Source organism: Planctomycetota bacterium, from assembly GCA_018242585.1.
Classification (GTDB): domain Bacteria; phylum Planctomycetota; class Planctomycetia; order Pirellulales; family PNKZ01; genus JAFEBQ01.
Genome location: JAFEBQ010000016.1, coordinates 158,247 through 171,815, shown reverse-complemented (window position 1 = coordinate 171,815; position 13,569 = coordinate 158,247). Strand labels below are relative to the sequence as shown.

11 protein-coding genes are annotated in these 13,569 nt (G+C 63.5%); 1 reads left to right on the top strand and 10 read right to left on the bottom strand.

What is annotated here, in order from left to right:
- Positions 1 to 19: 19 nt before the first annotated feature.
- From JSS27_09490 to JSS27_09460, 7 genes are all read right to left on the bottom strand, one after another.
- Entirely contained in the window at positions 20 to 1,915 is a 1,896-nt protein-coding gene (locus JSS27_09490; GenBank protein ID MBS0209174.1) for a DUF1549 domain-containing protein, read from the bottom strand.
- Positions 1,916 to 1,997: 82 nt separating this feature from the next.
- Entirely contained in the window at positions 1,998 to 2,402 is a 405-nt protein-coding gene (locus JSS27_09485) for a hypothetical protein (GenBank protein ID MBS0209173.1), read from the bottom strand.
- A complete protein-coding gene (locus JSS27_09480) occupies positions 2,399 to 2,746 on the bottom strand; it encodes a hypothetical protein (protein MBS0209172.1) in 348 nt (115 codons plus the stop codon). Before JSS27_09480 ends, JSS27_09485 begins: the two co-directional genes overlap by 4 nt.
- A 114-nt stretch (positions 2,747 to 2,860) precedes the next feature.
- Positions 2,861 to 3,499 (bottom strand): sigma-70 family RNA polymerase sigma factor, encoded by a 639-nt coding sequence (locus JSS27_09475; protein ID MBS0209171.1) that lies wholly within the window; start codon positions 3,497 to 3,499, stop codon positions 2,861 to 2,863.
- 112 nt (positions 3,500 to 3,611) lie between these two features.
- Positions 3,612 to 4,028 (bottom strand): MEKHLA domain-containing protein, encoded by a 417-nt coding sequence (locus tag JSS27_09470; protein MBS0209170.1) that lies wholly within the window; start codon positions 4,026 to 4,028, stop codon positions 3,612 to 3,614.
- Between the two features lie 218 nt (positions 4,029 to 4,246).
- Positions 4,247 to 5,539, bottom strand: a complete 1,293-nt coding sequence (locus JSS27_09465; GenBank protein ID MBS0209169.1) for an HD domain-containing protein — start codon at positions 5,537 to 5,539, stop codon at positions 4,247 to 4,249.
- 347 nt (positions 5,540 to 5,886) lie between these two features.
- Positions 5,887 to 6,348 carry a hypothetical protein gene (locus JSS27_09460; protein MBS0209168.1) on the bottom strand — a complete coding sequence of 154 codons (462 nt, stop codon included), beginning with the start codon at positions 6,346 to 6,348 and terminating at the stop codon, positions 5,887 to 5,889.
- Between the two features lie 364 nt (positions 6,349 to 6,712).
- On the opposite strand from JSS27_09460, the gene JSS27_09455 reads away from it, so the two are divergent.
- Positions 6,713 to 8,713, top strand: coding sequence for an ABC transporter ATP-binding protein (locus JSS27_09455; protein MBS0209167.1), 2,001 nt, complete (start codon positions 6,713 to 6,715; stop codon positions 8,711 to 8,713).
- Between the two features lie 217 nt (positions 8,714 to 8,930).
- Here the strand turns inward: JSS27_09455 and JSS27_09450 are convergent, their stop codons facing one another.
- From JSS27_09450 to JSS27_09440, 3 genes are all read right to left on the bottom strand, one after another.
- Positions 8,931 to 11,915, bottom strand: a complete 2,985-nt coding sequence (locus JSS27_09450) for a c-type cytochrome (GenBank protein ID MBS0209166.1) — start codon at positions 11,913 to 11,915, stop codon at positions 8,931 to 8,933.
- Between the two features lie 63 nt (positions 11,916 to 11,978).
- On the bottom strand, positions 11,979 to 12,284 hold the full coding sequence (locus JSS27_09445; protein ID MBS0209165.1) for a (2Fe-2S)-binding protein: 306 nt from the start codon (positions 12,282 to 12,284) through the stop codon (positions 11,979 to 11,981).
- Positions 12,285 to 12,410: 126 nt separating this feature from the next.
- Positions 12,411 to 13,538 carry a M20/M25/M40 family metallo-hydrolase gene (locus JSS27_09440; protein ID MBS0209164.1) on the bottom strand — a complete coding sequence of 376 codons (1,128 nt, stop codon included), beginning with the start codon at positions 13,536 to 13,538 and terminating at the stop codon, positions 12,411 to 12,413.
- Positions 13,539 to 13,569: the final 31 nt, after the last annotated feature.

Below are 13,569 nucleotides of genomic sequence, written 5' to 3'. Positions count from 1 at the left end.
GCGGTGGATTAACTAGGATTTAGTGATTCGACAGAAACTCGGTGCAATTCAGCAGCGCCCAGTACATGTCTTCCCAGGCCTGCTCGCGCGGCGTGTCGCCACCCGGCGCGCCGGCCAACGCCTGGAACGGTGCCTCGGCCGCAAAGGCCTGGAACGCTTTGACGAATAAGCCGGCGTCGGCGTTGTTCTTCATCTTGTCGCGCAAGGCCGCGAAGTCGGCGCCGGTCTTGGCGTGCTTCAACAGTTCGGCAAAGTCAGCGTCTTTGTCCGCTTTGGTGATCTCGTCGCTGACCTTCAACGCGGCCAGCCCTTGCGGCGTGGTGCTGGCCGGTCCCTTGGTGCGAACCACGGGGCGAGTCTGCTTGAGGAACACTTGCCACTTTTTCGACTCGTCGCTCGATGGCCGACGCGACAACGTGCATAGGTACAACCGCTCGATCACCTGCGCATCGTTGCCCGAGTCGAGCTTCAAGGCCGACAGACCATAGCCCGGGCCGGCGCGCGTCGAGCCGTTGACCAGCGCGCCGTTCAGCAACATCAGTGAGCGGGGAATCGTTTCTTCCAACTCGGTCACTTCGGCGTTTTCGTCGGTCCCCATTTGCGTGACAAACTGGCCGATAAACGCATTGCGGACTAGCATGAAGTTGCTCTTGGTCAGCTTGTCGATGGCCGGCTTCGAGCCGCTCGCCTGAACGATCATGTCGAACAGTTCTTCGACATCGAGGGCCTTGATCGGGTAGCTGGCCCAATAGGTCGGCTTGTCCGGCGGCAGCTTCAACTCGACGCAGGCCCGCTGGTACGCCTGGGTATTCAGGATCACCGTCAGCAAGTGGCGAATGTCGTAACCGCTGCCGCGGAAGTCGTCGGCCAACAGCTTCAACGTCTCGGGCAATAGCGCCGGATTCCCCGGCCGCGCGTCGTCGATCGGTTCAAAGAACCCGGTCCCCAACAGCTTGCCCCACATCCGGTTCACCAGCGCCTGGGCGAACCAGGGGTTGTCGGCCGCGGTGACCCAATTGGCCAACTGCGTGCGTCGACTTCCCCACCCCTTCACCTCGGGACCGTTCAGCAGCTTGGGCGTCTCGTTGATGTAGTCCTTGTACGAGCCGAAGAAGGTTTCGTACTTGTCGGCCGGCGGCGAGAACAGGCGATCCTTCACCTCCAAACGATACGTGCCGACCATTTGCGCCAGCATCCCCGGCCGATCGACGTACGACGCCCAGGTTTTGCTGAAGCAGGCGGTGAACTGTTTGAAATCCTTCTGCGTCCACTTTTCCGTCTTGTGGTCGTGGCATTGCGCGCATTGAATCTGCACGCCCAGAAACACTTTCGACGTGGCCGACGATAGATCGGGAATGCTCCGCGAGTGTCGCAGGAACCAGTTCGAGGCCGGGCTGAAACGGCTCTCCAAGTCCTTGGGACCGGGGCTGCCCCCCTTCAACGGCTGGCGGTTGGTGTTGTACCCCTCGGCCGTCAGCAACTCGCGAGCGAGCTTGTCCCAGCGCTTGTTCTCGGCAAAACCTTCGCGCAGGTATTCGTGGAACGCTGGCCGATCGAGGTAGGCCTCGCGGGTCAAACGCCCCATCAGGATGTTGTCCCAATAAGTGGCCCAGTGGACGGCGTATTCGGGACTGGCCAGCAACCGCTCAATCAGCCGCGCGCGCTTGTCGCTCCGCGAATCGTTCAGAAACTCGGTCACCTGGTCCGGCTCGGGCAGTCTGCCGGTCAGGTCGATCGTCACGCGGCGCAGGAACCGCGCGTCGTCCACCTCGAGGGCGGGCGTGATGTTGTTCGCTTTCCAGGCCGCGGCGATTTGCTGGTCGACTTGGGAGACGACCTTCGGCACATCGGCCCCTGCCACGGTCGCAATGAACAGCGTCGCAATCACCGCTAAGCTGATTCCGCCTCGTCGCATCGCCTGCTCCTTTGCCGTTGGCACGTCCGTTGAGTTAGCTATTACTGAAACGACTCCGTCACGGCTGTGGTTACAACGAATATCAAGATCCCACCGCTGGGGCCCCGTAGGGCCAGCGATGTTTCTCGCCCTGCGATCGTTTGACCGCTTCGCGCAGTTGTTCTTGCTGTGACTCGTCAAGCTGCGGCATCACCTCGGTCAAAAGCTTGCCGACCACGGCTCGCCAGCGCTGGCTCGACTCGTCGCGCAGCTCGCGCATCTCTTGCATCGAACGCTCGACGAGCGGGCGGACGGCGCTTTCCTGATCGGGGCGCAGCTTGGCCTCGCTGCGCAGCCAGTCCAAGGTCCGCGGCGTCCAGTTGTCCGGGTTCATCCGCTCGCGCGCGGTTCGTTGGATCGCGCCGACGGTCAGCGCGCTGCCAATCAACAGTCCCGCCGTGAAGACCACCAGCAACCCGACGATTGTTTTCCAGTACGGGACGATCATGGCCACAACTCCAGCGAATCGAGCGGCGCGGCAATCTCGGGGGGCGGCGTCCAGGCCGCCTGCAAGTCGGACCAACTCCACAGACAGACCAGCAACGAGGCCGCCAGCGCAAACCAAGCCGCCGCCGAGACCAGTCGCTGCTGTCCCGCTTCGTATTGTGGTCGAACTGCCAATTTCAAGCGCGGCCCGCTCGCAACGGCAGTCAGCACCCGCGCCGCGAAATCAGCCGGCGCAGCGTCATCGCCTGCCCCCGACGCCGGCAGCGCCTGCCGCTGCGCTGCCGACGTCAGTTGTCGCCAGGCCTGGGCGGCCCGATTCAAGTTGTCTTGATTCTTCCCAGTCATCGTTCTTCGCCTTCAAAACTGCAACCGGCGCCGCACAAAACCCTTCTCCCCTCGGGAGAAGGTGGCGGCGCAAGCCGCCGGATGAGGATCCCGCGTCAATCTCGCGCGACGCCCCTACCCTCCCCCAGCCCCTCCCTGCAAGGGAGGGGTGTTCACCGAATCCGCCACAGGCTCTGCTACACCTAGCAAACGTATCAGTACGCCACGCAGCTTGCGTCGTGCTCGCATGGCTCGCACCTTGACACCCACCTTGGTGCGCCCGGTCAGTTCGGCCACCTCGGCCACCGAGCGCCCTTCCAAATCCAACAGCGAGACGATCATTCGATCGTCCGCCGACAACGTATCGAGCAACTTGTCCACCACCTCGCGTGACGCCAGCGCCTGCATCGCGTCCCCTTCGACGCCGGCTCGCGCCGCCTGGGCCACGACGGCCGCTTCGGCAACATTCAGGTCGGCCCAACGCAGCTCGCGCCGTCGCCGCCGGCTGCGCAGCGCATCGACACACACGTTCACTGTCAGCCGGGCCACCCAATGTTCCAGAGGCGCGACCGGCCGATACTGATTCAACCGGGTCAGCACCCGCACGAAGACCTCTTGCGTGGAATCATCGACCGGCATGGTCCGCGGCAGGTTGGCCCGGACGATCCTGATCACCAGCGGGTAAAGCCGATCGATCAGTTGCCGCGCCGCCTGCTCGTCCCCCGCCCTAACGGCCGGCAGCAATTCGCGCAAATCTATCGAGGCGTGGTCCATGCCCAGAGTGTCCGCCGATCAGGCAGCCCCGGTTCGCGATCGCACTGCGCACTGCCGCGCCAATCGTGGTAACGCCGCCCGCCGGTTGCCGGTTACAGCCGGCCGCGAAAGATTACAAAAATCGCCAGCCCGAAAAGGTCGCCGCCTGCCCTACTCGTACCCCGGCCGAGTCGACCAGGTTCCAAACCGTGGCCCGATCGATCTGAAACCGTTGCCCCGTGCTCGAAATGCGAACGCCGGAGTAATCGTCCACAAAGCCGTCGCGCGTGGTCCGCTCGAGCAACCTGGCCCGCTCGTCACGGTGCATCGGTTCGGCCGTCAGCCGCGACGGCGTGGCCGTAAACCGCTCGACATCCAGTTCCCACAAGTCGAGGGCCGTCTGGTTGCCGTAGTTCAGCACCGGGTCGGCCTCGACGCCGTGCGAGACCACGACCAGCGGCGCGCGGAACAGCCGTTCGGCCTGCTCGGCCACGGTCCCTTGCCGATCGATCAATTCGACGCCGACCCAACGGCGGTACGAATCGAGCATGATTTGGCTGTGAGCAATCCAGCCTGGGCGTTGCCAGATAACTTCGGTCACACACGAATCCTCACGACACGATCAGAAACGTCGTGAGTTTACCGGGCCGAAACGTGCGAGCCCAGAGGCATCGTGCGATCCCCCAAGCCGGCGGCTCTGCCGCCATGATCGGTGGCACAGCCACCGGCTTGGTCGATTCGCCGCGATTCATTGAATCGAGAAGCGTTTTAATGAACCGGCGCGTGAAGCGCGGCATCGTTCCGCTGGGGAATCAGCGGCAGGAACTGGGGATAGCAGACGCGAAACGCCTCGACGACCACCGGGTCGAAGTGCTGTCCACACTCGGCTTCGATCATCCGCCGCGCCACCTCGGGATCGAACGCCGCCTTATACACGCGCGGCGAGGTGAGGGCGTCGAACACGTCGGCCAGAGCCACAATCCGCGCGGCCAGCGGAATCTCGGCGCCGCGCAGCCCGTGCGGATAGCCGTTGCCGTTGAAGCGTTCGTGGTGATACTTGGCAATGTCGGCGGCCATCCGCATGAAACTGCCCGAGCTGGAATGCCGCACCACGTCTTCCAGGGTTTCGGCGCCGATCAGCGCGTGCCCCTTCATAATGTCGAACTCGGACGGCGTCAGCTTGCCTGGCTTGAGCAGAATGTTGTCTGGAATGGCCACCTTGCCAATGTCGTGCAGCGGCGTCGAGCGATACAGGTCTTGCAGGAACTGGGCGTCGATCAGGTCGGCGTACGGTCCTTCATTGCTCAGTTGAATGGCTAGCATTTGGCTGTATTCGCGCATCCGTTCCAGGTGCTGACCGGTCTCGGGGTCGCGCGATTCGGCCAGTTTGGCCATGGCGAACATGCTCAGGTCGCGCGTGGCGACGACTTCTTGTGTCTGCTGCTCGACCACGCGGAGCAACCCTTGAATGCCGCGGCGCACGTCGCGGGCCGTGTGCCACTTGCACAACAGCGCCGACAAGCCTTGCCGCGCCTCGATCGCCGCCAAGGGCAACCGCAGCAGCAACAGCCGGTCGGTGTCGCCCAACAACTGACCGATCAGCGTTTCGATCTCGGCATGGCTCTCGGCGCACAGCACCATCTGCAAGTCGCTGTCGATCTGCCAGAGTTGGCGCACCGACTGCAATACGTCAAAGGCCCGATGCAGCGGGACGTGGACAAACACCACGCTGTAGGCTTCGCCGCGCGCGAGCCCGCCCGCCACGATGGTTTCAGCCTGGGCAAAGCCATCGACACAGGCCATGGCCGGGCTATTGCCCAAGCCCGTGGCCGGCGCGGCCTGGGCCGTGCCATTCGCGGCGCCGGGGCGCGACCCCAGCGGCGCGATGTTCATACCCACCAGCGCGGCGGTCAATGGTTCGCGGAGCACGCGCTGGGGATCGACAATCAACACCCGCGCCGCGGGCAACACCGACTGTGGTGCGGCCGGCGCAGCAGCGGCCCCAGTCGACAAGTGCTTGTCGACAGCGAAGGCCGGCGTTGATTGCTGAGGGGCGTGCATTTCGCTGCAATCCCAATGGTCCGCCAGAACCGCTTGTCGCTTGCGCCGCACAATGTCGCGGCGCGTCCGACCGGGGTCGACCCCCGAGCAGTTCCTGGATTAAGTCGCTTTCAAACTTAGGCCATAGATAACGGCGCGCGTGCCAGCGGGCTAAGGGTGCGGGTCCGCGCCAGCGCGCCCTATATATATGGTCAACGTGCGACGGGCCGACGTGCTAGCGTCCGCACCCTGTTCGGCTTTGCCGGTGGTAACGATTATGCCGACGAGTAGCCTGGGCGCATGAAAAAAGCCCAGGGGATCGAGCCCCTGGGCTTCTGTTGTCATTCGTTAGCTAGCGAAGCCGCGGATCACGGACCAATGCCGCGCGGGTTCGGATTCAAAAAGTCGCGCGGGCCGCGGGTGGTGTAGTACGGATAGACCACTTGCGGCGTCATCGGGCCATTGTAGCGCTGAGCAACGCGCGGGTTGCGGGCGTAAGCCGGTTGATGATGGCCAGCCTGGCGGATGCCATGTCCGCCCGAGCCGTCGGCGTAGAAACCATCGTCAGTCGATGGGCCAGCGTAGGCGCCGCAAGAACAAGCGTGCGAATTGGCGTTGCCCGGCACCGGCGCCGACGAATAAAAGTCATCTTGCTGGCAGCTTTGACAGTTGCCGCCACAGGCAGGACCACAGCTCGAGCCACAACCGCGATTGCATCCCGGCACCAACGGATAGCCGGGGTGTACGCCACAGAGGCGGTCCAACAGGCAACAGCCGGTGTTGAGTCCCACGAGCGACAACATCAGAGCAGCCCACACGAGTCGTTTCATGGATCGCAATTCCTGAATGATGTCCTGCGCAAGTGCGCGCCAATGAACCACCTGCGGTGTGTTATCGTCCGCAGAGTCGTTAAAGTTGAGTGATTCGGCAGGACCGGCTTAAACGCTAGCGACGGCGTGCTTGAGCGGTTTGAGCGACCGCTGCTAGCACGATCCGCGGCGACTAAACCGCCAGCATTCGGCAAATTGCTCGCGATACCGCACGACGCAATTTGTTCTCTTGGCCCGCGCGGGGGCATCTGTTACAAGTTGGCACGCTTGCCCCCTTTCGGCGCACTGGCCGCGACGGTCTGCGCCCCGTGGGTGCTAGCGGGGGCGAATCTCACAAGGCCGCATGCGTCAGGAACGGCGACGGATGAACGATTTCGGCAGGGCGCTGCGCCTGGCACTCAAACACCGCTGGACCTTCGCCTTCTCGGTGGCCTGCGCCCTGATCATCGCCGTACTCTGGGGCAGCAACATCACGACGATCTACCCGGTCGTCGAAATGACTTTCCAGGGCAAATCGTCGCATCAATGGACCGACGAGCGGATTGCCGAGTTGCGTCAGGAGATTGCTGGCCAGGAAGCACAGCAGGTCGAACTGACCGCCGCACCCGTTGCGCACGATCCCGCGGAACAAGCGCGTCATGACGCTCAGTCCGCCAAGCTGACTCACGACCTGACGCTCAATCGCGCCACGCTCGCTTCCTTTGAGTGGTTCAATCGCGAGATCGTCGACGCCTGGCTGCCGGACAACGCCTTTCAGACCCTGGTGATCGCCATTCTGTTTCTGTTGGGTGGGACGATCATCAAAGGGTTGTTCACCGTGGCCCATTCGATCCTCTGTGATCGGATGTCGCAGTTGGCGGCTTATGACTTGCGCACACTCTTCTTTCGCCGCACGTTGCACATGGAGTTGGCCCGGTTCAACCAGGAAGGTACTTCCGATCTGATGAACCGCTTCACCAGCGACAGTGAAAGCGTTGCGTCAGGCATCAACGAGCTGATCGGCAAGCTGGTCCGCGAGCCGTTGAAGATGATCGTCTGTCTGATTGGCGCCGGCTGGGTCTGTTGGCGGTTGCTAGTCTTCTCATTGGTGCTCGCGCCGCCGGCCGCATTACTCATTCGCTGGCTGGGGAAGAGCCTGAAGCGGGCCAATCGCCGCGCCATGGAAGAGATGTCGCAAATCTACGGCGTCCTCGACGAGACGTTCCAGGGGATCAAGGTCGTCAAGGCCTTCACTATGGAACGCCAGGAACGTCTGCGATTTCATCGAATCGGCAAGAACTATTTCCTCCGCGCCATGCGGATCGCCTATCTCGACGCGCTGACGCGACCGCTCATCGAGTTGCTAGGCATTACGATGATCTGTCTGGCCGTGCTGGCCGGCGCGTACCTGAGCATCAACAAGCACACGCACCTGCTGGGCATCAAGATGTGCGACGTGCCGCTGGATCGCGGTATGCTGATCCTGTTCTGGAGCCTGCTGGCCGGCACCAGCGACCCGGCCCGCAAGCTGTCGGAAGTGTTCGCGCGAATCCAGCGCGGTTCGGCCGCGGCCACGCGCATTTACCAGTTGCTCGACCGCCAGCCGGCCATTGACGATCCCGCGCGTCCGCGCCCCCTGCCCCGACACAACCAGGCGCTAGTGTTCGACAACGTCTCGTTTCAATACGAAACCGGCGCGCTCGTGCTGCACAACCTCAGCCTGGAAATCGAAGCAGGCGAGACCGTGGCCATCGTCGGCCCGAATGGTTGCGGCAAGAGCACGCTGTTGAACCTGATTCCGCGGTTCTTCGACCCGACCGGTGGCGCGGTGAAGCTCGATGGCGTTGACCTGCGCGAGGTGCGCGTGCGCGACTTGCGCCAGCAGATCGGTATCGTCACCCAAGACCCCGTCTTGTTCGACGACACGGTCTTCAACAACATTCGCTACGGCTCGGCCGACGCCACCCACGCCCAAGTCATGGCCGCGGCCCAGCAAGCGCACGCCCACAAGTTCATCACCGACAAGCTCGACGCCGGCTACGAAACGATCGTCGGCCCGCGCGGCGCGCGCTTGTCGGGTGGTCAACGCCAGCGGATCGCGCTGGCCCGGGCCATCTTGCGCGACCCGGCCTTATTGATCCTGGACGAAGCGACCAGCCAGGTCGACCTGGAAAGCGAACAGCTGATTCAGATGGTGCTGGAAAAGTTCACCAAGCACCGCACCACCTTACTCATCACCCATCGGCTTGGGCTGTTGGCGCTGGCCGATCGGATTGTGGTCATGGATCATGGCCACATTCTGGACGTTGGCACGCACGACGAGTTGATCCGCCGCTGCGAAGTCTACAGCCGGCTCCACGATATTCAGTTCCGCAAGGGAGCGTGAGCAAGACGCGACTGAAATACTTCGCCACGGAGACGCAGAGGCACGGAGTATTTCACGGAGAAGAGTTAGGAGTGGCAATCAAAGCCTCAATGTCCAAATCCCAATGACCAATAATTGAAGCGCACTTTGTCCTTGGGCGTTGGTCATTGGTGCTTGGTCTTTATCCCATCCTCTCCGTGCCCACCTCCGTGCCTCAGTGTCTCCGTGGCTAATCCCCTCACTCCGGCGGGGCATCGGGGAGCGGCACTTGCTGCGGGCTGGCCAGGTAGCCGACCAGGTCGCGCACGTCGTCCGGTGACAGGGCGTTGAACAACCCCTCGGGCATCATCGACAACGGCGATCGGGCCCGCTCGTCGATGTCACTCTTGGCCAGCACCAGCCGCTCAGCCGTCGTCTGCAGCGTCAGCGTCTGGTCGGTCTCCTCGGCGACGATCCCGGTCAGCAATCGCCCGTCGTTCAACACCAACTGCGTCATCTGATAGTCGCGGGCCACGGCCGCGCTCGGGTCCAGCACGTTGTCGAGCACATAGTCCAGGTTCGACCGTTGCGAGCCGGTCAGCTCGGGGCCAATCCGCTTGCCGGTGTCGAACAAGACGTGACACGCCGCGCAGCTTTTCGCGAACAACTGCCGGCCGTGCGACAGGTCGGCTTTGGCCAACAGATCGGCCGTAAGCTGCGACTGGTAGCGCGACTTCAGCTCTTGCTTGTCCTTGGACGGCGGACGGAGCGCGCCCCAAATCTGCTCGATCGACTTGTCGATCTCCGGCTGCTTGAACGCCTTCAACTGGCGAACCACCGTCAGCGGCACGTCCCCCTTGGCGATCCGCTGCTTGGTGACGGCGTCGAGCAACACCGTCGCGTACTTGGCCCGCGAGGCAAGTGTATTGATCACGTCGGCCCGCTCGTCGTCGTCGAGTTCGGCGTAAACGACCAGCAGCCGGAACGGCACCTCAGGATCGTCGATGGCCGACAGGGCGCGAACCGCGGCCCCGCGCACGACGGTCCGATCGCTGAGCAACTGGGGCAAGTTCGCGCCGAGCGGCCCGTAGTGAATCTCCTGCAAGATCGCCAGGGCCAGCAGGCGGCGCTCGACCGGCGCATCGCGTGTCAGCAGGGTGACCAGCAGCCGATGCTGTGACTCGGCGTCCCCCAATCGCGAGGCGACCTGCAGTTCGAGCCAGTCGATCAACTGATCGCGCTCGAACGGCGCGGACTTTAGCTTGGACCATTCCCCGGGCATCGGCATGGTGCGGCGGCCGCGCCAGGCGTTGGCCATGCCTCCCAGGACGTCGCGCGCGACGTTCGCATCCTTCTGAATTGCCAGCCAACCGACCAGCGGCGGCAGAATCTCGGCCAGCGACTTTTCATCGCGCTCGACCAGCCGGCGCACAATGTTCTGACGCACGAGGGGTATTTTACAAGCTTCGATCAACTCGCAGGCTTGCGCGACGCTTTGCGCGGCCAACGGCTCGACGCCGTACCAGATCATTAGCGGCAAGGCGGGATCGTCGGCATCCTCGGCCCGCGCGACCATCGCCTTGGCCAGCGGCAGGCGATCCTTGACCAGAATGCGCTGCAACGCGCTGGCCAGCGCCAAGCGCACCTGCGGTTCCGTTTCGCGGCCCGCCAATTGGGTCAACACCCGTACCGTTTCCGCTTCAATCTTCGGGTGGTTTGTCTCTAGCCGCACTGCCCATGCGCGGGTGCGCGGTGTGGAGTTCGCCGTACCGATCAACATCTCCATCCAAGGCAAGTCACCCAGGCTCATGGCCCACATCAGGCGCAAGCCGATCCGATCTTCGATTTGCTCAGGTTCGGCCTCTTTGGGGAGGGCTGCCAGCCAATCGGTTGGATCGACTTTACGCGCCGCTACCCGCTCTTGGATCTTGAGCCTCGCCTGGCGCGAGTTCCATTCGTTGGTGTCGATCACCAGTTGCATCAATTGCGCCAACGACTGCTTCGCCCAATCGACCGCTTCATACTTCGGCGTGCCGTAGACCACCTTGTAAATCCGCCCGTTGCGTAGATCGACCTGTTTATAGTTGTGGCACTCGCCGGTGTCGGTCCAATCGCTGACGTACAGCCCGCCGTCGGGACCGTACTTCACGACCAGCCCGCGGAACCATTCGTCGTGGGCGTGCAGAAAGTCTGGCCCGTGCTTGGCGGTGTAGGTCGAGCCGTTCGGCTCTAACAGATCACGATTCAGCCGATTGCCGTGCAGGTTGCACATCAGCACGCTGTTCCGGTACTCGGCCGGAAAATTCGTCCCCAGGTAGACGCAACAACCGACGTGGGCGTGGCCGCCACCGGCCACATCGTGCGAACCTTTGCCGCCGCGCGAGTCGGTCCAGTTGCCGCCACCCCAGTGGATGTGATCGGCGCAGCTGGGCAACAAGCCGTACGTGTGCGGCGTCACATCCTGACCATACATCCGGTCGTAGTGCGCGCCGGGAATCACATGGAACAGGTGCTTGATCACGCAATTGGTGATGAACGCTTCGCCGTACTCGTCCCAGTCAAGCCCCCAGGGGTTGGTCGTGCCCGAGGCGACCACCTCGAACCGTTTGTCGGTCGGGTGATAGCGCCACACGCCACAGTTCATCGCCGTCCGCTCGGCCTCGGGCGTGCCGGGGCGGCCGATCAGCGACTCGGCTTGAATGCCGTTACAGCCCCACAGCCAACCATCGGGGCCCCAGCCCAGGCTGTTAAACACGTTGTGCTTGGTCTTCACGCAGTCCCAGCCGTCGAGCAGCACCTCGGCCGGCCCGTCCGGCTTGTCATCGCCGTTCTTGTCCGGCACAAAGATCAAGTTCGGCGCCGAGCAGAGCCACACGCCCCCAAACCCCAGTTCGATGCCCGACAAGTTGGAACCATTCTCCAAGAACACGGTTCGCGTGTCGTGCCGGCCGTCGTGGTCGCGATCTTCGAGGATCACCACCCGGTCGCGGCCGGTGCCGTCCTGGCTCCAATTCGGGTACGAGTAGCATTCCACAACCCACAGCCGGCCACGATCGTCAAAGGCCATGGCGATCGGCTGGACGATGTCCGGCTCGCCCGCGAAGAGCGTGACCTTGAACCCCTCGGGCACAGTGATCGCCGCCGCCGCCTCGGCCACCGGCCGCGGCCCGTCTTGGGCGAGGGCCGTCGAACAAATGGCAATCGCTACGGCGATTGGGGCATAAATCGATCGGCAAACGTACATCGCGATTCCTGTCAGTGGTCCGTTGTCAGTTGTGAAAGGCAGCTAATCATCACTCAGCACTCATCATTCATCACTCGCCTCCGGCACCGGCGTTGCCCCGGGTGGCGGCGTGCCGCCGCCGGCGCGGATGTACGCAGCTCGTTGCTTAGCGTAATCGGCCGCGGCGAGGTCGGCAGCGCTGCCGACCTGGCCAGCCTGATATTCCTCGAACAATCGCGTCAGATAGGCCCGGCACCAGCCGCAACCGGTGCCCGCGCCGAAGCACTGGCTTAACTGGCTGGCGCGCTGCGGCCGCTCGACGCGCAGAAAGTTCACCACCTTGCGCTTCGAGACGTGGAAACAAAGGCAGAGTTCTTCGTCAAGGTTCATGGGAAGCGGTTAGCAATTAGCGGTTAGCAATTAGCGGTTAGCAATTAGCGGTTAGCAATTAGACAAATGCGGCAGCATTCGCCTCGAACACTCCCCCACCCCCCAACACCCCCACGCCCCCACTTCTTACCCCGCTCCCACGGCCAAGCGCAGCGCGACGCGGCAGGCGCGCTCGAACTCGTCGACGTTCAGCGTCTCGCTCGTCGTGTGAACATCTTGCTGGCCGCAACCGAGCGTGACCGTCGGAATGCCGTGAGCCGTCATCCAGTTGGCGTCCAGGCCGCCGTTGCCAATGGCGCGCAATGGTTCGGCCCCCGTCGCACGCAGCGCCCCCTCGGCCGCCACCACGCACGCTTCGTTGTCCGCCAGCCGGAACGATTCATAGTCGAGCCGGCTCGCGATCGTCACCTTGCCGGTTGCGCCGCCCGCGCTCTTCACGCGCCGAGCCGCTTGCTTGAAGGCTGTTTCGATTGTGCGGAGCATCTGCTTGCGGAAGCGGGGATCGTGGCTGCGGCATTCGGCCCGCAGCGCCACGCGATCGGTGACCACGTTCGTGGCCGCGCCGCCGTTGATGACGCCGATGTTGCTAGTGCCGGAGCTTTTGCCTTGCGTCACCTTGCCGAGCCAGCCGCCGCGTTCAAGCTCCGCGATCGCCAGCCCGGCGATGGTGATGGCGCTCACTCCTTTCTCGGGGGCGACGCCGGCATGGCTGGCCAGACCGGTGATCTCGATGGCAATCCGATACGCGCCGGTCGCGCCGACGCTCAGCTTGTTGGCCGGGCCGCCGTCCCAATTGAAGGCCAGCGCCGGCTTGCCCAGTAGTTTGATATCGACGAACTGCGCTCCATGCAGGCCGACTTCTTCCTGCACCGGCCAGAAGAATGTCAGCGGCGGATGCGGCAACTTGCGGCGCAGGATTTCCAGCGCCGCAGTCAGCACCACCGCCACGCCGGCCCGGTCGTCGGCCCCCAGTCCCGTGGCCGGATTGGCCGAGCGAATCTGCCGGCCATTGAGCTTTGGCTGTGAACCGGCACACAACGGCACGGTGTCCAGGTGGGCCATCAACAATCGTCGCGCCCCGCGCAGCGTGCCGGGCAGTTGCACGATCAGGTTCCCCGTCTCGCCGCCCAATGGGGACCGCGTGTGCGCCGTGTCGATCTTCACGGCCGAGCGGGGCAAGCCGGCGTCGAGCAGTTGGCCGATCACATAGTCGCGGACCTTTGTCTCGTGACCGCTCAGCCCCTCGATCCCCATCAGCTCAATCACCCGCTTCAAGGCGGCGGCC

Bases quoted from the DNA above. Each gene is read 5' to 3' on its own strand.
- JSS27_09485 (MBS0209173.1), bottom strand. From the start codon at position 2,402: ATGATCGTCCCGTACTGGAAAACAATCGTCGGGTTGCTGGTGGTCTTC.
- JSS27_09490 (MBS0209174.1), bottom strand. From the start codon at position 1,915: ATGCGACGAGGCGGAATCAGCTTAGCGGTGATTGCGACGCTGTTCATT.
- JSS27_09460 (MBS0209168.1), bottom strand. From the start codon at position 6,348: ATGAAACGACTCGTGTGGGCTGCTCTGATGTTGTCGCTCGTGGGACTC.
- JSS27_09445 (MBS0209165.1), bottom strand. From the start codon at position 12,284: ATGAACCTTGACGAAGAACTCTGCCTTTGTTTCCACGTCTCGAAGCGC.
- JSS27_09480 (MBS0209172.1), bottom strand. From the start codon at position 2,746: ATGACTGGGAAGAATCAAGACAACTTGAATCGGGCCGCCCAGGCCTGG.
- JSS27_09450 (MBS0209166.1), bottom strand. From the start codon at position 11,915: ATGTACGTTTGCCGATCGATTTATGCCCCAATCGCCGTAGCGATTGCC.
- JSS27_09470 (MBS0209170.1), bottom strand. From the start codon at position 4,028: ATGCTCGATTCGTACCGCCGTTGGGTCGGCGTCGAATTGATCGATCGG.
- JSS27_09475 (MBS0209171.1), bottom strand. From the start codon at position 3,499: ATGGACCACGCCTCGATAGATTTGCGCGAATTGCTGCCGGCCGTTAGG.
- JSS27_09465 (MBS0209169.1), bottom strand. From the start codon at position 5,539: ATGCACGCCCCTCAGCAATCAACGCCGGCCTTCGCTGTCGACAAGCAC.
- JSS27_09455 (MBS0209167.1), top strand. From the start codon at position 6,713: ATGAACGATTTCGGCAGGGCGCTGCGCCTGGCACTCAAACACCGCTGG.
- JSS27_09440 (MBS0209164.1), bottom strand. From the start codon at position 13,538: ATGGGGATCGAGGGGCTGAGCGGTCACGAGACAAAGGTCCGCGACTAT.